Annotated in this window: 17 protein-coding genes and 1 pseudogene; 8 read left to right on the forward strand and 10 right to left on the reverse strand. The window is 57.0% G+C overall.

All coding sequences use genetic code 11. The features are described 5' to 3' along the window. Positions 1-8 precede the first annotated feature (8 nt). The 5 genes from PFAS1_RS28240 to PFAS1_RS28260 all read right to left on the reverse strand — a co-directional run bounded on the left by PFAS1_RS28240 (position 9) and on the right by PFAS1_RS28260 (position 5,523). Positions 9-266, reverse strand: coding sequence for a DUF1652 domain-containing protein (locus PFAS1_RS28240; protein ID WP_076031410.1), 258 nt, complete (start codon positions 264-266; stop codon positions 9-11). A gap of 206 nt (positions 267-472) precedes the next feature. Further along, a complete protein-coding gene (locus tag PFAS1_RS28245; protein ID WP_076031411.1) occupies positions 473-2,131 on the reverse strand; it encodes an arylsulfatase in 1,659 nt (552 codons plus the stop codon). A gap of 224 nt (positions 2,132-2,355) precedes the next feature. Next, entirely contained in the window at positions 2,356-3,435 is a 1,080-nt protein-coding gene (locus tag PFAS1_RS28250; RefSeq protein WP_076031412.1) for an HAD family hydrolase, read from the reverse strand. A 480-nt stretch (positions 3,436-3,915) separates the two neighbouring features. Continuing rightward, positions 3,916-4,362: a hypothetical protein gene (locus tag PFAS1_RS28255; protein ID WP_076031625.1), complete on the reverse strand. Its 447-nt coding sequence runs from the start codon at positions 4,360-4,362 to the stop codon at positions 3,916-3,918. A 201-nt stretch (positions 4,363-4,563) separates the two neighbouring features. Continuing rightward, the gene (locus PFAS1_RS28260; RefSeq protein WP_076031413.1) at positions 4,564-5,523 is read right to left on the reverse strand and encodes a LysR family transcriptional regulator; all 960 of its coding nucleotides are present in this window, start codon (positions 5,521-5,523) and stop codon (positions 4,564-4,566) included. A gap of 154 nt (positions 5,524-5,677) precedes the next feature. Between PFAS1_RS28260 and PFAS1_RS28265 the strand changes: the two genes are divergently transcribed. The 4 genes from PFAS1_RS28265 to PFAS1_RS28280 all read left to right on the forward strand — a co-directional run bounded on the left by PFAS1_RS28265 (position 5,678) and on the right by PFAS1_RS28280 (position 10,484). After that, positions 5,678-7,708, forward strand: a complete 2,031-nt coding sequence (locus tag PFAS1_RS28265) for an alkyl/aryl-sulfatase (protein WP_076031414.1) — start codon at positions 5,678-5,680, stop codon at positions 7,706-7,708. Positions 7,709-8,034: 326 nt separating this feature from the next. Next, positions 8,035-9,303, forward strand: a complete 1,269-nt coding sequence (locus tag PFAS1_RS28270; protein WP_076031415.1) for an OmpP1/FadL family transporter — start codon at positions 8,035-8,037, stop codon at positions 9,301-9,303. Positions 9,304-9,350: 47 nt separating this feature from the next. After that, the gene (locus PFAS1_RS28275) at positions 9,351-10,028 is read left to right on the forward strand and encodes a DUF3313 domain-containing protein (RefSeq protein ID WP_076031416.1); all 678 of its coding nucleotides are present in this window, start codon (positions 9,351-9,353) and stop codon (positions 10,026-10,028) included. Positions 10,029-10,055: 27 nt separating this feature from the next. Then, a complete protein-coding gene (locus tag PFAS1_RS28280; RefSeq protein ID WP_076031417.1) occupies positions 10,056-10,484 on the forward strand; it encodes a hypothetical protein in 429 nt (142 codons plus the stop codon). Between the two features lie 26 nt (positions 10,485-10,510). Here PFAS1_RS28280 and PFAS1_RS28285 read toward each other — a convergent pair whose 3' ends face one another. Together PFAS1_RS28285 and PFAS1_RS28290 are read right to left on the reverse strand one after the other, a co-directional pair. Continuing rightward, entirely contained in the window at positions 10,511-11,413 is a 903-nt protein-coding gene (locus PFAS1_RS28285; protein ID WP_076031418.1) for a universal stress protein, read from the reverse strand. A gap of 148 nt (positions 11,414-11,561) precedes the next feature. Then, a complete protein-coding gene (locus PFAS1_RS28290) occupies positions 11,562-12,182 on the reverse strand; it encodes a cell wall hydrolase (protein ID WP_076031626.1) in 621 nt (206 codons plus the stop codon). A gap of 174 nt (positions 12,183-12,356) precedes the next feature. On the opposite strand from PFAS1_RS28290, the gene PFAS1_RS28295 reads away from it, so the two are divergent. Both PFAS1_RS28295 and moaA read left to right on the forward strand, forming a co-directional pair. Further along, on the forward strand, positions 12,357-13,208 hold the full coding sequence (locus PFAS1_RS28295; protein ID WP_074875889.1) for a CAP domain-containing protein: 852 nt from the start codon (positions 12,357-12,359) through the stop codon (positions 13,206-13,208). 197 nt (positions 13,209-13,405) lie between these two features. Further along, positions 13,406-14,404, forward strand: coding sequence for a GTP 3',8-cyclase MoaA (gene moaA / locus PFAS1_RS28300; RefSeq protein WP_076031419.1), 999 nt, complete (start codon positions 13,406-13,408; stop codon positions 14,402-14,404). Between the two features lie 2 nt (positions 14,405-14,406). Here the strand turns inward: moaA and PFAS1_RS28305 are convergent. Then, positions 14,407-15,015: pseudogene (locus PFAS1_RS28305) on the reverse strand (DeoR/GlpR family DNA-binding transcription regulator); the annotation flags it as partial. Between the two features lie 301 nt (positions 15,016-15,316). Between PFAS1_RS28305 and speF the strand changes: the two are divergent. Further along, on the forward strand, positions 15,317-17,512 hold the full coding sequence (gene speF / locus PFAS1_RS28310; protein WP_076031420.1) for an ornithine decarboxylase SpeF: 2,196 nt from the start codon (positions 15,317-15,319) through the stop codon (positions 17,510-17,512). Between the two features lie 366 nt (positions 17,513-17,878). Then, positions 17,879-19,555: an MFS transporter gene (locus tag PFAS1_RS28315; RefSeq protein WP_076031421.1), complete on the forward strand. Its 1,677-nt coding sequence runs from the start codon at positions 17,879-17,881 to the stop codon at positions 19,553-19,555. 76 nt (positions 19,556-19,631) lie between these two features. Here PFAS1_RS28315 and PFAS1_RS28320 read toward each other — a convergent pair whose 3' ends face one another. Together PFAS1_RS28320 and PFAS1_RS28325 are read right to left on the reverse strand one after the other, a co-directional pair. Next, positions 19,632-20,054: an HD domain-containing protein gene (locus tag PFAS1_RS28320; protein WP_076031422.1), complete on the reverse strand. Its 423-nt coding sequence runs from the start codon at positions 20,052-20,054 to the stop codon at positions 19,632-19,634. Positions 20,055-20,119: 65 nt separating this feature from the next. Continuing rightward, positions 20,120-20,491 (reverse strand): PH domain-containing protein, encoded by a 372-nt coding sequence (locus PFAS1_RS28325; protein ID WP_046049313.1) that lies wholly within the window; start codon positions 20,489-20,491, stop codon positions 20,120-20,122. Positions 20,492-20,685: the final 194 nt, after the last annotated feature.

The following is a 20,685-nucleotide window of genomic DNA, read 5'->3' on the forward strand; positions in this document are numbered from 1 at the left end:
ATTAGCTGTCAGCCAACAGAGTTCTGACAGGGAAGCTCTGTTTTCAAAGCCTGCATTTCACCTCGTAATTCGCTGATCAACTCCGCGATAGCGCGGCTGGAGGTTAGTGTTTCGGTTCTGACACCCGTGACCAACAACTCCACGTGATCCGTTGACGGGTCGATCACTTTTATCATGAGCGATCCATCCGGATTTGCGGTGCAGGTGCAAGAAAGAGGCAGAAAACCACATTCAATGATGTGGCGAAGCTCAAGTCTGGAGATCATGACTCACGCCCTCAAAGTCAAAGGTGGTTTGCGTTTCTGTCTAGTAATAATAGGCAAGCCGCCTCGCGGCTGACCGGGATCGCGACCAATTGCATCAGTGGGGCTCCGACCGGCAAAGTCCTGCCTCTCTCGACGGTTTTTTTTAAAGAACCCGACTCTCGACAGTGGCGACCTCCGGAGAGGCCGCCATTTTTCAGCGGGTTTGATCAGTTGCCGTTAGGCAGTGACAAGTTGATGCCTTCTTTTTTCAGCGCATCACGCACGTATTGGAATTTCTGGTATTGCGACAGCTCAATCGGTCCGTCATAGCCCATGCTTTGCAATTTGCGTGGCGGGTAATCAAGGTAGGTTTTCATCAATTTCATGATCGCTGCCGAGATCGGCACCATGGTCCAGGTCCGCTCGGTAAAGTTGTTCATGAACAGGTCGTAGCGTTCTTGCGGGTCTTGCCACAATTCAAAAACCTGCGGGACGGTGGCCACATACTTTTGTGCGCCTTTCCAGCCCAGGTTCGAGTCCACGGCGAGACCGCCTGTTTGTGCGCCATCGTCGCCTCGCAGGTTGAATACCGCTTTGTAGTTCCCGACACGCGCCGCGCCTGGGGACAATTCATTCTCGGTAAAGTAGAACCACTCTTTGCGCGGCGAAGAGGCGCTACCGGTGAGTACTGGCGTCATGTCGTAACTGTCGAAGATGATCGGCTGGCCTTCGCGATCCTTCTCGGGCAGCTTCACTCCAGCCACTGAGGCGAAAGTCGCCATCAAATCCAGGCCACCGAGTATCTCGTGGTTTTTTGTATTCGGCTTGATCTTGTCTGGCCAGACGGCAATGGCCGGTACCCGGTTCCCGCCCTCACGCACCGTGCCTTTGGTGCCGCGAAACGGGGTGTAGCCAGCATCCGGATAAACGTCCTGCCAGGCCCCGTTGTCGGTGGTGTAAACCACCAGCGTGTTCTTATCCAGGCCGAGTGCCTTGAGCTTATCCATGATGCGGCCAATATGGGTATCGAGTTCGACGACCGAATCGGCATATTTGGATTTGGACATCGATTTATGAACGAACTCCGGGGCCGGCAAGTTCGGTTGGTGCACTTTCATGAAGTTGACGTTGATGAAAAACGGCTTGTCCGATTTTGCCGCTGTGTCGAGAAACTCCAGCGCAGCCTTTTCGACATAGTTATCAAAAAAAGGAATGCCGACCACGCCGGGTTTACCATCCACGACAGGCGTATCCACGTATTGACCATTGACCTTGAATTCTTCAACCACCTTTTCGCCGGCCTTGCCGGACAGCGCGCCTTGGGTCACCTTCTGGAACATCTCGCGGGTTTCCGGATCCATGTCGGGGAACCATGTTGGGTCGGCGTAGGTATAGGCATTCAGGTGATACAGACCGGCGTACTTCATCACGTCATAACCCTGGGCATTGGGCAGCGCGTAGTCGGCCTCGCCCAAATGCCATTTCCCAGTGAAATAGGTGTCGTAGCCGCCGGTCTTCAATACGGATGCCAGCGTCCATTCGGCTGCTGGCAAACCACCGCCCTGGCCCTGGAAAGCCACGGTGGTCATGCCGCTGCGATTGGGGATGCGCCCGGTTTGCATGGCCGCCCGGCCAGGGGTGCAACTCGGCTGTGCATAGAAGGAGTAGAACGTCACACCTTCTGCCGCCAGCTCATCGATTTTGGGTGTAGGCATGCCGCGCCCGATCCCACCACCATAGGGGCCCAAATCGCCATAACCGGTGTCATCGGAGACAATTAACAGGATATTAGTCTTTTCTGTTTGAGCGGCGTGGGCAAGCCCGTTCAATGACAACAGTGCAGCAAACACGACAGACAACTTGAAACGATCCGATAGCTTATTCATACCAGCAACCTCGTTGTTTCATTATGTTGGCCGGTGACAAGTGCACAACTGCATTGATTCTGGGTGCAACGACCACCGTGCGATTAGCCTAAGTACTGCATACAGAATCATTCCCCCTTGTTATATGAGCCCGTACGGTTTAAGGCGCACGAGGGAGTCTAGTGCGGTTTTTTGCCGCTAAGCGGGGTATTTGCTCATACGTAAAACTCACCTGCAGCTGCATTTCACTCGAATGCAAATACCTTCTTCCAATCCTTTTTCATGCTGATGATCGTCCAGCCATCTCGCTTTGCCTGGTCGTAGAGGGGTTGAGTAAAGGTGCCTACTTTGGTATCGGGCAGTGCTTGAGCCGGGCCATAGGCATATTCGCGCTCAGCGTCATCATGCAGCACCAGCATCACCAGTCGCGCGCCCTGCCCTGCCTTGGTGTACTCCAACATTTGCTTATCACCGGTGGAGTTGCCAAAAGCCGCATTCGGCTGACGGCCCGTCATCAGATAGATGTTCTCTGGCTTGCCGGCATCGTTGTCGTTGAGCACTACTTTGGGTTGCTTGATCAACTGCGGTTTACCGCTCTTATCGTAGACATACTCGGTTGCTCCAGCGCTACCGACGACCTGCTCTGGAGGCACGCCATAAATCTTCTCGGAATAGGCGCGAACGAAGTCCTGACCACCCCCGGTAACAATGTAGGTCTTGTAACCATTGTCACGCAGGTACTGCATGACTTCCTTCATCGGCTGATACGTCAGCTCGGTGAAAGGACGCTTCCAGCGAGGGTCACGGGCTTCGGCCAGCCAGGCACGAACTTGCTGCCTGAACTCATCCGTAGGCATGCCACTCAGGGTCACCATGGCGATTTTCAGGTAGTCATCGAGGGTCAGTTTTGCCATGGCAGCGCGGTCGCCCGAAAGAACCGTCTTGAAGGGTTCGACGCTGGCCAACTCCGGTTTTTCCTTGACCACCGCAGGAACGCGGCTCAGGCAATAAAACAATTGGCCATACGCGGGATGCTCGACCCATAGCGTGCCGTCCTGGTCGAAAGTCGCGATGCGTTCGCCTGGTGAAACGAACTGGCTACCACCTTCCTGGGTCGTCGCTTTGACAAATTCCACGATGGCTTGCTTGGCCGGCCCTTCATTCCAGGACGCCAAAGGATCGGCAGCGAACGCCGCCGTCGAAGCTATCAGGCTCAGCCCGAGTATGGCGAGGGGCTCGCGATAACGTCGTTCGACGCGCGAGCAAAGCCGGTTCGTAGAGACTGCGGAGTTCCAGGTACGCTGCATCCAGATCATGAGCTTCATGAGTTCTACCTACTGTGGATGGGTTAATCATTGGCGGCTACATGGCCGCTCACTCTGGCAAGGACTACAGCAGTCAGTTGGGAGTCCAGTGTAGTGCTCAATGCAGGAACGGGGCACGGGTTGGACTTTTGAACGAAGTGCGCCTGTTTCCATGACTGACCTGTTGTCCGGGAAGTACTTCATCGTCGTGCGCACGACACCTGAAGTGTGGCAGCGTCGATCTTTTTTACGGGGATATAACACAAGCGGTTCGGTGAAGCGTTTTCTACTTTCGGCCACCAAATTTGGTTGATTAATGCAGATCGGGTTCGAGCTTTTTGTTCCTTCGCTCAACTGCAAAGCTCTCATGCAAAAAAAACGGGCGCCTGTTTCGGACGCCCATCGTTTATGGCAGCTGATCAGCCACGGCGTTAACATCAATTCCTTCTCACAGAGCAACTGTCCGACCGACAACATGTTCCAGTTGTTCATCGCATCATTTCAGTGCTTTGCCTGCGCGACATCGCCGCAAAAGATATCGACGCTGCCATCTTCGGGTGATGTCCGTACGACGATGGAATATTTTCCGGAAAGCAACTCTGATGTTGCGACAGGCGCATTACGGTAAAAGCTCCAACCGTTGGACCCTGCTTCGCTTTTTGTATTGACCTTATTGTTCATTGCATAGGCGACTGGCCCGGGTTGCTGGCAACTGCCTTTATTGATGAACGTAAAAATGCGCGGGGGCAGGATGGTTCCGTTCGGAACACCCGTGATATAGAAGTCAAAATTGGTTTGATTGCCTTCGGCGGTCAATATGGCGTTACCAGTGTGACCTACATTGGCGTGGGTCGCAGCCAGAGGCAAATTCATTGAGTGGTTTGAACCGGTACTGCAACCGAACAGACTTGCCATGAGTAGCGCGAACGGGACGATGCGGGTATTCATAAACAACCTCCAAAAGTGGAAGAAGTGCATGGGGGAACATTGGGTATAGCTCATAAAATAAAGGTGCTGTTCTCAATAAATCCGCATTGAGAAACTTCGTACTGGTCAGTCACCGTCCAGGCAAAAAATGGAAGAATCGCAGGCAGCGTCCGCCACGCTCAAGCGGCGGCTCTGAGACGGGGCATTCGCACGTTCTGTGCTTTACGCTTCCATGATCTTGATCAACAGACTTTCACGTTGGCGAACGTCGGCCTCCACAGCCCTCACTTCTTTCATGTACACCTCTACCGCAGGCGGCAGCGAACGCTCCTTGAGATAAATGAAGCCATAGCGGGTACGCAGTGCGAGGTCTTGAACCGGTAACGGCACGATTTCACCCGCCGTGAATTCGCGTTCGAACGTCGACAGATTCCCCAGCGCCAGGGCATTGCTGTTCTCGACGAATTTGATGATTTGCATGGGCACATCAATCTCGATGGCCGGGACGAAGTCTCCGGTCAGCGCATCATAGGCACCCGCACAGCCCAGCGTTGCCGGAAGCAAGTGGGTCGCCAATCGCAAGGGAATGCGCGACGCCACCCATGGGTAATCGAGTGTTTGCCCCAGTGTCAGGGAACGGTTTTGCGCCAGCAGTGGATGATCGGGACGGCAAAACAGCCGGCCCTCATGTTCCCCCACCAACTCGCAGGTGAGTTCTTCCCGGCCTTGCAGCGTACTGATTTCAGCGATCCCCAGATCTACCACGCCTGTCAGGACCTGATGCGCCACCTCGCGCCATCCGGCCACATGTGCCGTCACCTTGATTTGCGGATGCCGGGCATGCATCCGCGCAATGCTGGCATAGCCACTGATGATGCTCGGGTAAGGGCCAAAAGCGACTTTCAGTGCGCCGATATCCCCGCCCGCGAGCAAGGCAATGTCACGCCGCAGATCCTGTTCTGCCATCAACAGGCGCTGACTTTTCTCCTGCAGCAGATGACCAAATGCGGTCAATACAACGCCGTCGCTCCGTCGATCGAACAGCGTGACTCCGAGCTCGCGCTCGAGCAATTGGATGCTTTTACTCAGCGCCGGCTGAGACACACCCAACGCTTTTGCCGCCCTGCCAAAGTGTGCGTGTTCGATCAATGCCAGAAACTGGCGTAAACGGGTGGGCGTCATCTCATAACCTTTATGCTATCGAACATCACTAAACAGGAATTTTTTGGAATCAGATGAATATGCTATTCATGGTTCTGCTGGTCAAGCTGACAACGCCTAAGCCTCGCGTTGCCTTGACGCCCTGGAACATTCATCTGGCGCAGGAACCTTCTTCATGCACAAAAAGACCCTTCATCTGGCAGTGGCAATCACACTAGGTACTGGTATCAGTCCTTCAGTCTTTGCTGCCGACGCAAACGGCGCAAAAGCTGAGCCATCGCCAAACGTGCACTTCGATGACAAGGGCAAGGCGCCTTCGTCCTATACGGTCGAGTTGCAGAATAACCTGCGCAAGACATTGCCCTTTGCAGACAAGCGCGACCTCGAAGAAGCCAAAAAAGGCTTCATCGCCGCACCGCCCTACAAAAAAATCATGGCTGATGCCGGGAATGTCGCGTGGGACATGGGCAGCTACAACTTCCTGCTCGATGGTAAGGATTACGACAGCATCAATCCGTCGCTGCAGCGCCAGGCCGTGCTGAATACGGCCTATGGCCTCTATGAGGTGGTTCCGGAAAAGATTTATCAGGTTCGCGGCTTTGACCTGGCCAATATCACGTTCATCAAGGGCGACACAGGCTGGATTGTCTTCGACACGCTGACCTCAAAGGAAACCGCCAGGGCCGCGCTGGAATTCATCAACGAAAAACTGGGCAAGCGACCGGTCGTGGCGGTGGTGTTCTCCCACTCCCATGCTGATCATTTCGGCGGCATTCGCGGTTTGGTCGACGAGGCCGATATACGTAGCGGCAAAATCCCGTTGATCGCTCCACATGGCTTCATGGAGCATGCCGTGGCTGAAAACGTCTATGCCGGTAACGCCATGAACCGACGGGCGTTCTTCCAGTATGGGTTCATGTTGCCGCACAGCCCTTACGGTCATGTCGACATGGCCATCGGTAAAAACACGTCCATTGGCAACATGGGCCTGATCGAACCCAACCGCTTTATTACCAATGATTTCGAGACCTTGACCATCGACGGTGTGGAGATGGAGTTCCAGAGTACGCCAGGCACTGAAGCGCCCGCTGAGATGAATACCTGGTTCCCCCAATTCAAAGCTTTCTGGGCAGCCGAGAACATCACCGGCACCATCCATAACATTTACACCCTGCGCGGTGCCCTGGTCCGCGACCCACTGGTCTGGTCGAAAAACATCAACAACGCGTTGTACCGCTATGGCCAACAGGCAGACGTCATGTTCGCCTCGCACAGTTGGCCGCGCTGGGGCAACGAGCGGATTCAGGATGTCATGCGCGCACAACGCGATGCCTATGCCAACCTGAACAACGCCGTACTGCACGCTGCCAACCAGGGCGTCACCATCAACGAGATTCAAAACGTCTACAAGTTGCCCGAAAGCCTGAAAAACAACTGGGCGACTCATAGCTATCACGGCTCGGAAGAACACAACAGTCGCGCAGTGATCAACCGCTACCTGGGTTACTGGGATGCCAATCCGGCAACGCTGATGCCGCTGTCGCCGAAAGATTCAGCCCCGCTGTACGTGGAAATGATGGGTGGCGCCGACAAGATCATGACCAAGGGCAAATCCTTGTTCGATCAGGGCAAGTACCGCGAAGCCTATGAAATCCTCAACAAGCTGGTGTATGCCGAGCCCCGGAACAGCAAGGCCAAGGACTTGCTGGCCGACGTTTATGAACAAGTGGGTTATCAGAAAGAAAGTGCCGGTGTGCGCAATAGTTTCCTCTCGGCAGCGTATGAACTGCGCCATGGCATGCCCAAGGGCGTGCCACCAAAAACCGGTGGGGCGGACATGATTCGCGGCATGAGCACCGAATTATGGCTGGAGTATCTGGGCATTGCCCTGGATGGCAGCAAAGTCGCGGATCAGCACTTCACTTTCAACCTCAAGACACCTGATAACGGCGAGCAGTTTGTCGTGGAGTTAAGCAACTCGACGCTGACCAACATCAAGGGACAGCAAGCCAGCAACGCCGATCTCACTATCACCCTTGACCGTGTTGATCTTGAAGGTGTGATGGCCAGGAAAACCGGTTTCGATCAACTTGTTGCAGCTGGCAAGGCCACTTTCGAAGGTGATCGTAAACCGTTCGAACTATTAATGGCGGCCATCACCCCGTTCACTCCAACCTTTGAACTCCTGCCGGGTACCCGTCAGTAAGTTGATAAGGGCAGCGCTTCATCCTTTCAGGGTGAAGGTATTGGGACGTTCCCTTAGTTTCATGCCGGGACGGAATGCCTTCACCACTGCTACAACTCTATGCTGCTATTGAATTGGTAATTATTCCGGTCGCCTGTTGGCTGCTGCGACTTTGCGACCCAGATTAAGCCAAGACAAGCGCCGGCAACTTTATTCGTATCTTGCCCCTTCCAATATCGAGAATATGAACTACCACTTATGAGTGATCGAACCATGCTGGTTCAATGCTTTCTCGATGATGGCTATTACCCTTATTTCGAAAATGCACACTTGCCGGGATCTAATCCATGCAAACCAGATCAGGTGCAATGCCCGCCTTCACGTTATTGGCCCTGTGCAGTCAGCAAGCCTGGGCCGGCGGTATCATGCTCTACGAAATCGGCACCGATAACGTTGGCCTGGCCAATGCCGGTGCCGCCGCCCGTGCCCAGGGCCCTTCGACTATTGCCAGCAACCCGGCGGGACTGAGCTACCTGCCAGGCACGCAGATCACCGGTGGCTTGCAGGTGCTGTATGGCGACCTGAGCTTCGATCGCGATGCCGACACCAATGTGCCTGGCAGCGGCAGTGGCAATGCCCTCGATCCGATTCCCGGCGGCAGTTTTTTCATCAGCCATGAACTGGACGACCGCTGGAGCGTCGGCTTCGGCCAGTACGCCGACTTCGGCCTGGCGGTCAACTACGACAACGAGTGGTCCGGGCGCTACTTCGCGCAGAACGCCAGCCTGGGTGGTTTGTCATTAGTGCCCAGCGTGGCTTACCGCTTTGACGAGCAATGGTCGGTGGGGCTCGGCGTAAAAGCCATGTACGGCATGCTCCAGGCCCAGACCGCGATTGACCGCTCGCCGTTCGGCTTTACCGACCGCGGGGACGGCCAGTTCAAATACAAGGACAACGATTGGGGGTTCGGCGCCAACGCCGGGTTGATTTACGCCCCGCAAACCGGCACCCGCATTGGCCTGACCTACACCAGCAAAGTCGACCTGGATTTCGAAGACGGGCTGGATGTCAAGGGCAACGGCCCGGCGCTGGATCGCCTCAACGGCCGGAACACCCAGCTTGACATGACCGTTCCACAAACGGTCACCCTGAGCCTGTTCCAGCAACTCGACCGACAATGGGCCTTGCTGGCTTCGGTGAACTGGCAGGACTGGTCGGAGTTCGGCGACATCGCCGTGCAGGTGGACACCACGGCGCTCGGAGCCCAGTCAACCACGGTGGACGCACACTTCAAGGACACCTGGCACCTGTCGCTCGGCGCGCAATACCAGGCCACGCCGCAATGGCTGTGGAACGTCGGCGTGGCTTACGACAGCAGTGCCGTGTCCGACCATAATCGCACCGTGACCGTACCGATGGCTGAATCCTGGCGCCTTGCGACAGGAGCCACCTATGCGCTGAACAAGGTCACCGACGTCAATGTCAGCTGGGCCATGATCTGGATTGGCGACATGCCAGTGGACCAGACCAAAAACGTTTCGGGCAATCGAATTTCCGGTCAATTCGACAGTGCCTGGATTCAAGCCGTGACCGGGAACATGACCTGGCGTTTTTGAGTGCTTTGCCACACCAGAACGACTTCATCCGAGGAGCACACAGCATCATGAATCTGTCCCGAAATTTGCTCATCGGTGCCACCGTGGCCGGGCTTCTGCTCGGCGGTTGCACTTCCAAAGTCACCGAGAAGGAACAGTACTCCGGCTACCTGTCCAACTACGACAATCTGCAGGAAGTAGCCACTCCCAGTGGCGGCACGACGATGCGTTGGGTGAGCCCGTCGTGGAACCCCGATGCGTACAACACGATTGCGTTCGAGCGTCTGGAACTGTATCCGGCGCCCAAGCCCAATGAGCGAGTCAACCAGCAGACACTCGATGACATCCGCAACTACATGAGCAGCAAGGTCAGGGCAACGCTGGGGCAGAAGTACCGCGTAGTGTCGCGCTCGAGTGCCGCGCCAAAAGGCTCGAAAACCTTGATCATGCGCGCGGCGATCACCGGGGTGAGCGCTTCGAACGAAGGCATGAAATGGTATGAAGTGGTGCCCATCGCCGCCGTCGTCGGGGCGACACAAGCCGCTACCGGTCACCGCGACCAGGACACCGAGCTGTATATCGAGGCCGAGCTCGTCGACGAGAAAAACAACGAGATCGTGGCCAGGGTTGTACGCAAGGTGTTCGGCAAGCAGCTGTCAAACGAGAGCCAGAAAATCACCGCGCAGGATTTCAAGGCCGCGATTGACAAGTTGAACGCCGATCTCTGGGCATTCATCCGCAGTTGAATCACTCCCGATAAAGGAATGGCTGACATGGCTACTCATGCATTGCGTCGACTCTCGAATTTGCACAGGCCTTTATTCATCGCAGCGCTCATTGTCAGCGCACTTGCGTTAAACGCCTGCGCCACAGTGGATGCGCAGACAACCGCCTACGTTGGGGTCGAGCATCCCGCGCCGACCCTGCCCAGCGACGTGCAGATATTACGCACCGAACCGACGCGCCCCCACGTACGGCTGGGTGAAATCCTCATCGATGCCAGCGTCGAACCCGCACCTCCTATCACCCAGGTTGAACAGAAGCTACGTGAAGAAGGCGCCAAGCTGGGTGCAAACGCGGTGGTGGTGGTTTACGACCAGATCCAACCCGTCGCCGCTTACGTGACGGGTCCTCTGTGGAGCCGCAACATCGATTCGATTCAGGGTCGCAAGCTCAAAGGCATTGCCATCAAATACCAATGAGGAGGTGCACAGCGTCGCCAATACATTCACTGATTCGCAGACCCGCTAACGGCAAAAATGTTGCAGGGCACCTGGTACAGAACATGCTCTGTCGTACTGCCCACCCATTTGCCCAGTCCCTTGCGATGCGCATTTCCCATGACGATCACATCGGCCCGGTGATGGGCTGCAAAGTCGGCCAGGGCTTTGCCAGGTGGCCCTTCAACGAAGTGTTGGCGCTCAGTGGGCACACCGTAGTGGTCCGCCAATGCGCTAAATGACTTTTGCAGTGACTTGCGCACTTCATTGCTGAAACCTGGCATCGTCACGGCACCAGCGCCTGCGTCGGATATATGGGTCAGCGACAGATCGTAGGCATGCAGCAAATGCAGTTCCGCGCTGCATTGCATGGACAATCCGTTCGCCGCCTGGATGATGCGATCGTTGATGCCCGTAATCTGTGTCTCAGGTTGTGACGGATCGACTGCCGCCACGACCACCCGCGGAAGTGGACACCTGATTTCACTGACCAAATGCACCGCCACCGGACATTCGCGCAACAGGTGCCAATCCAGAGGCGTAATGAAAACGCGCTTGAGTGCTGATTCGTGTTGCACGTCCTTGATCACCAGATCCGGCTGCATTTCTGCCACATGCCGAAGTATTTCTTGCAGCGCAGTCCGCGTAACAAGCACTTCGGTACTCACCACGACCCCGCGCGCGCGTATCAGATCGGCCTCATCCTTCAACCATTTTTCGTTTTCTTGCTGACAGGCCTCACGAAAACGTGCACCCGCGCTCTTCAAACCCAACAGGTGGGACTCTTCGATAAACACCGTGATGTGCAGCGCTGCGCCAGTGGCTTGGGCTATGGCGACAGCTCGCTCCAATGCCGGAGTGTGACGCATGCCTGGACCGGCTATCAGAAAGAGTCGTTGATACTGGCTCATGTAACACCTCCAAACGTTCCGGGATATCTAGCTCCCCCAGCGCTCTCGCCTGTCACACCACCGACGATTTACCATCGCCTCAACTATCGGGATCGACACTATCAATATACGCCTGTGAATGGCGAAGACCTCATCCATGCAAACATCCCTACTTCGCCGACCCGGCACGCGGCTTATAAAAAAGAAACATCGAGGTCTCGGTGGTCTTGATGTATTTCCTGGCCCAAGCGGGTTTCACATTCCTGTCGTGAAAATACATTGCGCCGTGGGTTCGGTCGTTCAGTTGCTTGTTTAGCGCCTTGCGCGCGATTTCCTTGGCTATCGTGTATTGGGATTCTTCCTCGACCTGATCCGAGCGTCCATCGCACCACCACGAAAACTGACAATTTCTGGTTTCCGAACCCTGCTTGACCACGGCGCATACCGTGTCCGGAAAGCCCTCATGGCCCAGGCGGTTCATGACGACACTGGCCACGGCTTCCATGTCGGTGGTCGATTTTCCTTTGGCTTCCCAATAGATGGAGCGGGCCATACAGGTGATTGCATCGTCCAGCGGCGACGCACCGGCGGGATCGACTGCCTGAACTTCGGAGGTGGTGATGGCTTCGGACTTGGGCACTGGTACATCGCTGCCCTTCTCCGCCGCTTTATGCTCAAGAACTTCGGCCTTGTCCTCAGCCATTTCCTTTTTTTGCTGCTGCTCAGACGCGATGGCCTGGCCGGTGAAAAGGGTTATTGCCAAGCAGGTGGCTATCCAGACAACTCGCATGATCGACCCTTCGGATGGAACCGCAAGCACGCCGAACTGGCGACTTTGCTTGATTGTAGTTGCCAGAATCGATTCCAACAGACGGAGAAAAAAACTGTCTTCGGTCGTAAAAGTCATTGCGCTCGCGGGGCGGAAATCGCGCATCATGGGCGCAGTCAGCCCAAGGGGATTTCCATGCGTTTCAAATCATCTGCTATGCGTCTTGCCACGTTGTCACTGGGGATGTTGTTTGCCGTGAATGCGTTGGCGGTCGACGAGAAACAACTGATTGATTCGATCAACCTCTACCGCAGCCAGGTGCAGCGCTGCGCAGGTCAGGTCTCGCAGGAACTGCCACCGCTGGCCGGCGACCCACGGCTGGCGCTGAACGCCAACAGCGTCGGCAATCTGCAGCAGGCAATGGCCAGCGCGGGTTATCCGATGAAGAATGTACAGGCGATCAGCCTGTCCGGGCCGCGTGATGCGCCATCGGCGATGAAAGCCATTCAGGAAAGCTTTTGCCAGATCGTGCTGGACCCGCAATTCGTCGATGTCGGCGTCAGCCATCAGGACCGCGAGTGGCGCATCGTGCTGGCGCGCCCACTGTTGAGCGCTCGCCTGGGCGACTGGCAGGCGGAAGGCCAAAAGCTACTGGCCGAGCTCAACATCGTACGCAGCCAGCCGCGCCAGTGCGGCACGCAATCCTTTGCCGCCGCCACGCCACTGACCTGGAACGCCACGCTGGCGACGGCGGCCGAGGAGCATGCCCGGTCAATGGCCAACAACAATTACTTCGATCACAAGGACCGCGATGGCCGCATGCCGGGTGACCGGGCTGAATTGGCCGGTTACAGCGGCGGGCAGGTCGGCGAGAACATCGCTGCCGGCCAGGACACCGTGCGCAAGGTGGTCGAGGGCTGGGTGTCCAGCGCCGGTCACTGCGCCAACCTGATGAACCCGCAGTACCGGGAGTTGGGCGCGGCCTACGCGGTTGATCCGAAGAGTGATCCGGGGATTTACTGGACGGCGATGTTCGGGGCGCAATAAGTTCGGAACGCCCGATAGAAAAAAACGGAGCCCTGTCATGGGGCTCCGGTTTTTTTTGCAATCAAATCCTTCATCGACCCTGTCGATCAGCCGGTCATTAATAGTGATTGGACGCCCCTCTAAAGTTGCTCTTAGTCTGCGCACAACAATTCCGGGGCTAGCGGAATACTCATTTCACGGATGCAGGCGAAAGGTTCATGTCAGAGCGAGTCTTGATCGATGGGTTCTCCAGGCGAGTGGACTATCTGCGGATGTCTGTCACCGACCGCTGCGATTTCCGTTGCGTGTATTGCATGGCCGAAGACATGCAGTTTCTGCCCCGCCAACGGGTACTGACCCTGGAAGAAATCTATCAACTGGCCGAAAGCTTCGTGGCGTTGGGCACCCGCAAGATCCGCCTCACGGGCGGCGAACCGCTGATCCGTCCAGGCGTGGTGCAACTGTGCGAAAAGATCGCCGCCCTGCCCGGCCTGCGTGAACTGTGCATGACCACCAACGGTTCGCAGCTGGGCAAGCTCGCAACGCCCTTGTTCGAGGCCGGGGTCAAACGGCTCAACATCAGCCTCGACAGCCTGGACCCGCAACGCTTTCGTGAGCTGACGCGCACCGGCGATCTGGCGCAGGTCATCAGCGGCATCGACGCGGCCAACGCCGCGGGATTTCGCCACACCAAACTCAATTGCGTGGTGATGAAGGGCCGTAACGACCATGAGATCAACGATCTGGTGAGCTTTGCCATCGACCGACATCTCGACATTTCTTTCATCGAAGAAATGCCGCTGGGCACCATTCATGAACACAGCCGCGCCGAGTCGTTTTACGCAAGCAGCCACGTACGTGAGCGGATCGCCGAGCGCTACACGTTGATCGAGTCCGCCGAGTCGACCCAAGGCCCGTCGCGCTACTGGCGCCTGGCCGAGGCACCGCAGATTCGCCTGGGGTTTATTTCCCCACACAGCCACAACTTTTGTGGCACCTGCAATCGGGTTCGGTTGACGGTGGAAGGCCGTCTGCTGCTGTGTCTGGGCAATGAACACGCCGTCGATCTCAAGGCCGTGTTGCGCAGCCATCCCGGACATCCCGAGCGCCTGGAAAAGGCCATCATCGAGGCGATGAAACTCAAGCCCTATCGACACAATTTCGAAGTGAACGACGATGTCCAGGTGGTTCGCTTCATGAACATGACGGGCGGCTGAACTCACGCCTCCACTTGCACCACCTCGATCCCGAGTTTCCGATAGTCCTCGACATTGCCCGACGCCACGTGGCGTTCGGTGATCAGGGTATGAATGCGCTGGCATGGCGCGACCACGAAAGGCTCCACCGCCCCCAGTTTGTCGGCGGTGGTGACAGCAACGACATGGGAGGCGCTGGCGAGCATCGCCTGTTTGACCGGCACCTCATCGAAATGCAGGGAGCTGATGCCGACTTCCGGGTGAATCGCACAGACGCCCGTGAACAGCAGATCAGCCTTGATGCCCTCGATCAGCCGCAGGGTTTCATGCCCGCTGGCCGACATGGTCGCGGGGTTGAGTTGTCCGCCGGCCAGAATCACCGTAATGCCTTTGTATTCGGCCAGGGTGATCGCGATCATCGGCGAGGCGGTAATAGCCGTAATGGCAATGTCCGACGGTAGCGATCGGGCGATCTGCAGCGTCGTGCTACCCGAATCGAAAATCACAATCTGGCCGTTGTGTACATGGCGTGCGGCGAGTTGTGCCAGGTGGGTTTTCACCTCGTCGGTTTCACTGACGCGGGTGAAATAATCCTTGCCGGTGTCCTTGGGCCGCGGCAACGCGCCATCACATGTGTTTTGGATGAAAACTTCATGAATCTAAATTTTGTCTTCGCCTGCATGATCGTGGTCTCGTTCGCGATTGCGTTGGGCCACGCCTGATCAGCGGAAACCAAGGGGTTGCCGAGGCAGAAGTGGTCGAGCGCCTGTCGGCAGTCCTTGGCAAAAGCCAGTAGAAAAGCCGTAATCCTTCCCAATAGGGTCTAAACCAGTGTCCACATGATGTGGATCAGGGACCATTGAAGGCTGCCTCGCTAAATTGATCTCTTGAAAAAAGCCGACAAGTGACTGTCCGCCAGGAGATTTCCCCCGCATGAAAGCAGCCCTGAAAATTGCCGCCAGTGATTCCGCGTTCGAGTGTTTCCAGACCTCCCGAGAAGTCATTCCACTCAATCAAACCGACTACACCGATATCGCGGTTGCGGTGTTCTCTGTCGAGGATGTGATGGCGGGCGCCCTGGACACCTTGCAGCGAACCGGTTTCGATATCCCCATTTTCCTCGTTGCCTCCCCCGGTTCCGGCAACCGCGCCCGGGACGTCTACCAGCACCTGCAAGATGTTCTGCTTCAGGTAAATGGCATTTTTGACCCCTCGCGCAACAACGCTGAATACCATGGCAACCAATTGGAGACCGCGGCAAAAGCCTATGAAGACAGTCTGCTGCCGCCGTTCTTCGACGCGCTCAAGCACTACACCGAGTCAGCCAACGCGACCTTCGCCTGCCCGGGTCACCAGGGCGGCCAGTTCTTTCGCAAACACCCGGCGGGCCGGCAGTTCTTCGACTTCTTCGGCGAAACCCTGTTTCGCGCCGACATGTGCAACGCCGACGTCAAACTCGGCGATTTGCTGATCCACGAAGGCCCGGCGCTTCTGGCGCAAAAACACGCCGCGAAAGTGTTCAACGCCGACAAGACCTACTTCGTGCTCAACGGCACCTCGGCGTCGAACAAGGTGGTGACCAACGCATTGCTCACGCCTGGCGATCTGGTGCTGTTCGACCGCAACAACCACAAATCCAATCACCAGGGTGCATTGATCCAGGCTGGGGCTACCCCTGTTTATCTGGAAACCGCACGCAATCCTTATGGGTTCATCGGCGGGATCGACGCCCATTGTTTCGAAGAAGGCTACCTGCGCGAACTCATCAGCGAAGTCGCACCGGACAAGGCCCGACTGCCACGGCCGTTTCGCCTGGCGATCATTCAGCTGGGCACTTATGACGGCACCGTCTACAACGCCCGGCAAGTCGTCGATCGCATCGGCAAACTGTGCGACTACATCCTGTTTGACTCGGCGTGGGTGGGCTACGAACAGTTCATCCCGATGATGAAGGACTGCTCGCCGCTGCTGCTGGACCTGCATGAAAACGATCCCGGCATCTTTGTCACGCAATCGGTGCACAAACAGCAGGCGGGGTTTTCCCAGGCCTCGCAGATCCACAAGAAAGATCGGCACATCAAGGGCCAGGCCCGTTATTGCAGCCATGCGCAGCTGAATAACGCCTTCATGGCCCAAGCCTCCACCAGCCCGTTCTACCCGCTGTTCGCCTCGCTGGATGTGAACGCGCGCATCCATTCCGGCCGTAGCGGCCTGCGCCTGTGGGAGGACTGCGTGAAGTTCGGCATCGACGCGCGCAAGTTGATCCTGGAAGCGTGCACCATGGTTCGCCCCTTTGTGCCGGACACCATTGACGGTCGCCCCTGGCAGGACCACCCCACCGAAGACATCGCCAACGACATCCGCTTTTTCGAGTTCCATCCGAAGGATCGCTGGCACGCCTTCAGCGGTTACGCCGACAAGCAATACTTCATCGACCCGTGCAAGTTGCTGTTCACCACGCCCGGCATCGACCCGGTCGATGGCAGTTACACCGACTTCGGTATCCATGCCGGCATCCTCGCCAACTTCCTGCGCGAGAATGGCATCGTTCCGGAAAAGTGCGACCTGAACTCGATTCTGTTCCTGCTCACCCCGGCCGAAGACTGGGCAAAAATGACGCATCTCGCCTCACAGATCGCGCGTTTTGAACGCTTCATCAGTGATGACGCGCCGATGAGCCGGGTATTGCCGGCCATCTATGCGCAGCATCAGGAGCGCTATCGCAACTACACCATTCGCCAACTCTGCCAGGAGATGCACGACCTCTACCGCACCCACGACGTGCAGCATTTGCAGAAGGCAATGTTCCGCAAGGAACACTTCCCGAAAAAGGCGATGAACCCGCAAGCAGCGCAGTTCGAATTCATCCGTGGCAACGTCGAACTGGTGGCGCTGGCTGACGCGCAGGGTCGCATCGCTGCCGAAGGTGCCCTTCCCTATCCACCCGGCGTGCTCTGCGTGGTGCCCGGGGAAATATGGGGCGGCGCGGTGCTCAAGTACTTCCTGGCGCTGGAAGAAGGTATCAACTCGCTTCCTGGCTTCACGCCGGAACTGCAGGGTGTGTACTTGAAACAGGAAGGCGATCGCATTCGAGCCTATGGGTACGTGATCAAGACGCTCCCACATTAAGTGACGCGCACATCATTTGTCGGAGCATGGCTTGCCCGCGATGGGGCCCTCGGGAACGCCAACAGCATCGCGAGCAAGCTTTGCTCCTACAGGGCTGGTTTGCAGAGATCTCATTCAGAAAACAATTGCCGCGCCGGATCGTGATGCGGCTCACAGGGGGGAATCAGCCTTGGGGCGAACTTGATGGCGAGTGGATATCTGCGAGAAGCCGATTATGCTTCAGTAAACCTTGCAGCGATGCGAGGCCGTCAGCCTGTGTGCATGCTTCGCGCAATCCGTAATCCGACGACATCAGTCCCAGGGCCTGGGTGCGGCAAAAAGGTAACGAGGTACTCCGGCCTATAACAAGAACGACGGAGAAAACTCATGGCCGCAATCGACAACACTTCCACGAGCAGCGCGCCCCGCCACGGGATCACCAAGGAGGAGCGCAAGGTCATTTTTGCCTCGTCCCTGGGCACCGTATTCGAGTGGTACGACTTCTACCTTTATGGGTCTCTCGCGGCGATCATTGCCAAACACTTCTTCGCCGGCGTCAATGAGACAACCTCCTTCATCTTTGCGCTGCTCGCGTTCGCTGCGGGCTTCGCGGTACGCCCCTTCGGCGCCATCGTGTTCGGCCGACTGGGGGACATGATCGGACGCAAACATACCTTTCTCATCACCATCGTGATCATGGGTATTTCCACCGCCGTCGTGGGCTTTTTGCCGGGCTACGCGACCATCGGCGTGGCGGCGCCGATCATCCTGATCACCCTGCGCCTGCTGCAAGGCCTGGCCCTGGGCGGTGAATACGGCGGCGCGGCGACCTACGTGGCCGAGCATGCGCCGAAAGGCAAACGGGGCTACTTCACCTCGTGGATCCAGACCACCGCGACCCTCGGCCTGTTCCTCTCCCTGCTGGTAATCCTCGCCTGCCGAACCATTCTCGGCACCGAAGCGTTCGAGGCCTGGGGCTGGCGGATTCCCTTCCTGCTGTCGATCCTGCTGCTGATCATTTCGGTGTACATCCGCCTGCAACTCAGCGAGTCACCGGTGTTCTTGAAAATGAAGGAAGAAGGCAAGTCGTCCAAGGCGCCGCTGACCGAATCCTTCGCCCGCTGGGAAAACCTCAAGATCGTGATCATGGCCCTGCTCGGCGGCACTGCCGGCCAGGCCGTCGTCTGGTACACCGGGCAGTTCTACGCGCTGTTCTTCCTGCTGCAAACGCTGAAGATCGAAGCGCAGACCGCCAACCTGCTGATTGCCGGCTCTTTGCTGATCGGTACGCCGTTTTTCGTCATATTCGGCAGCCTGTCCGACCGCATCGGCCGCAAGGGGATCATCATGGCCGGCTGCATCCTGGCGGCAGTGACCTACTTCCCGATCTTCAATGCGTTGACCCAATACGGTAACCCCGACGTGTTCGTCGCACAGGAGAAGAACCCGGTCACGGTGGTCGCCGATCCCGGCCAGTGTTCATTCCAGTTCGACCCGGTGGGCAAGGCCAAATTCACCAGTTCCTGCGACCTGGCCAAGACCGTGCTGGCGAAAAGGGCCATTCCCTACCAGAACGAGAAGGCCGAACCGGGGACCGTCGCGCAGGTCCGCATCGGCGGCAAAGTGATCCAGAGCTTCGAGGGCACCGGCATGCCGGCCGCCGACTTCAAAGCCAAGAACGACGCCTTCGCCGCCACCCTCGGTACCGCGCTCAAGGATGCCGGCTACCCCGAGAAGGCCGACCCGGCCAAGACCAATTACCCGATGGTGCTGCTGCTCCTGACCATCCTCGTAATCTACGTGACCATGGTCTACGGCCCAATCGCCGCCTGGCTGGTGGAACTGTTCCCGGCGCGCATCCGCTACACCTCGATGTCGCTGCCCTACCACATCGGCAACGGATGGTTCGGCGGATTTCTGCCGACGGTGGCGTTCGCCATGGTCGCGGCCACCGGTGATATCTACTACGGGCTGTGGTACCCGATTGTCATCGCCGTGATGACGGCCATTCTTGGCACGTTCTTCCTGCCGGAAACCAAGGATCGGGACATTCATCACACCTGAGGCTGGCACTCGCCCTCTCCTGCCAGGGAGAGGGCGATCTGGAAGGGAATGGGGACAGATCTATTTATTCGGCTCGTCAGGAACGCAACACGCCAATCGCCCGCCGATATTTTTCAACGCGTTCCAGGTCTTCCCACGACGGCTGCGCGATCCGCGACAAGTCGCTGTTCTCTTCCAGGTCCGCCAGTTTCACCACCCGGCCTATCGGGTTCTGCGCCGCGCGTTCGACGAAGGTTTCATAGGACTCGCCCGGCACTTTAGTGACGGACTCGATGGCGGTCAGAACGGCTTCGCTGAAGCCTTCCTTGCGCAGGTCATCAAGGCTGATGCCGCAGTCCTCGACCACGTCATGCAGCACCGCGACGATGCGTTCCTCCAGCGTATTGACCCGCAACATGACTTTCAGCGGATGCAGAATGTAAGGGGTGCCGCCCTTGTCGACCTGGCCTTCGTGCGCGGAGGCGGCGATGGCAATGGCGCGTTCCAGTGTCTGGCTCATGTCGCTCTCCCTGGGTAATCGGCGTTCGCATTGGAGCTCGCCGTAATAACCGTGAAAATCGGGGCTCAGCCCAACAAATGCTGTGAGATAAGTTTGGAAATCTCGACCATTGACGTCCTGCCGGTGAATTCAAACTTCACTCTGCCCAGCGCCGAGAAGTAGATTTCCAGCTCAGAATCCAGGTCGAACGTGCCCGAGGTTTCCACGGAGTAAGCGACGATGTTTTTGTAGGGCAACGAAGTGAAGTCTTTTTTGCTGCCGGTGATGCCTTGCACGTTCACCGCAATGATTCGCTTGTTGGTAAACACCACGCCATCGCGCATGGATTTGTAGGCATCAATGACCTGTTCACCGTCCAGCAGCAGCGCGGTGACTCGCTCCGCGTACTCGTTGTTTTGCTTGAGTTTGAAAAAGCCTTTGTTGTTGAAATCGATCATCCGCCATCCCTTCCTTAAAGAGTGTTCCCTGGATTGCCAGCGCGTGGCGCGGCGAGCATACCATCGGGCCTGCGCTTTTTGCCCCCCCGCCCACAGCGGATCCGAAAACCAATGGAACCCCGCGCTTCATCGCGTTTTCAAAACCGTATCAGCGCTGATTTTGTTCAAACAAGGCGCCATTGGAGAGGAAATCG

It is taken from the genome of Pseudomonas frederiksbergensis (assembly GCF_001952935.1).
In the GTDB taxonomy this organism is placed as follows: Bacteria; Pseudomonadota; Gammaproteobacteria; order Pseudomonadales; family Pseudomonadaceae; genus Aquipseudomonas; species Aquipseudomonas frederiksbergensis.

Excerpts from the sequence above, each read along its gene's own strand:
- PFAS1_RS28250 (WP_076031412.1), bottom strand. The coding sequence starts at position 3,435 with ATGAAGCTCATGATCTGGATGCAGCGTACCTGGAACTCCGCAGTCTCT.
- PFAS1_RS28275 (WP_076031416.1), top strand. The coding sequence starts at position 9,351 with ATGAATCTGTCCCGAAATTTGCTCATCGGTGCCACCGTGGCCGGGCTT.
- PFAS1_RS28265 (WP_076031414.1), top strand. The coding sequence starts at position 5,678 with ATGCACAAAAAGACCCTTCATCTGGCAGTGGCAATCACACTAGGTACT.
- PFAS1_RS28260 (WP_076031413.1), bottom strand. The coding sequence starts at position 5,523 with ATGACGCCCACCCGTTTACGCCAGTTTCTGGCATTGATCGAACACGCA.
- speF (WP_076031420.1), top strand. The coding sequence starts at position 15,317 with ATGAAAGCAGCCCTGAAAATTGCCGCCAGTGATTCCGCGTTCGAGTGT.
- PFAS1_RS28290 (WP_076031626.1), bottom strand. The coding sequence starts at position 12,182 with ATGCGAGTTGTCTGGATAGCCACCTGCTTGGCAATAACCCTTTTCACC.
- PFAS1_RS28315 (WP_076031421.1), top strand. The coding sequence starts at position 17,879 with ATGGCCGCAATCGACAACACTTCCACGAGCAGCGCGCCCCGCCACGGG.
- moaA (WP_076031419.1), top strand. The coding sequence starts at position 13,406 with ATGTCAGAGCGAGTCTTGATCGATGGGTTCTCCAGGCGAGTGGACTAT.
- PFAS1_RS28270 (WP_076031415.1), top strand. The coding sequence starts at position 8,035 with ATGCAAACCAGATCAGGTGCAATGCCCGCCTTCACGTTATTGGCCCTG.
- PFAS1_RS28245 (WP_076031411.1), bottom strand. The coding sequence starts at position 2,131 with ATGAATAAGCTATCGGATCGTTTCAAGTTGTCTGTCGTGTTTGCTGCA.
- PFAS1_RS28240 (WP_076031410.1), bottom strand. The coding sequence starts at position 266 with ATGATCTCCAGACTTGAGCTTCGCCACATCATTGAATGTGGTTTTCTG.
- PFAS1_RS28295 (WP_074875889.1), top strand. The coding sequence starts at position 12,357 with ATGCGTTTCAAATCATCTGCTATGCGTCTTGCCACGTTGTCACTGGGG.
- PFAS1_RS28280 (WP_076031417.1), top strand. The coding sequence starts at position 10,056 with ATGGCTACTCATGCATTGCGTCGACTCTCGAATTTGCACAGGCCTTTA.
- PFAS1_RS28325 (WP_046049313.1), bottom strand. The coding sequence starts at position 20,491 with ATGATCGATTTCAACAACAAAGGCTTTTTCAAACTCAAGCAAAACAAC.
- PFAS1_RS28320 (WP_076031422.1), bottom strand. The coding sequence starts at position 20,054 with ATGAGCCAGACACTGGAACGCGCCATTGCCATCGCCGCCTCCGCGCAC.
- PFAS1_RS28285 (WP_076031418.1), bottom strand. The coding sequence starts at position 11,413 with ATGAGCCAGTATCAACGACTCTTTCTGATAGCCGGTCCAGGCATGCGT.
- PFAS1_RS28255 (WP_076031625.1), bottom strand. The coding sequence starts at position 4,362 with ATGAATACCCGCATCGTCCCGTTCGCGCTACTCATGGCAAGTCTGTTC.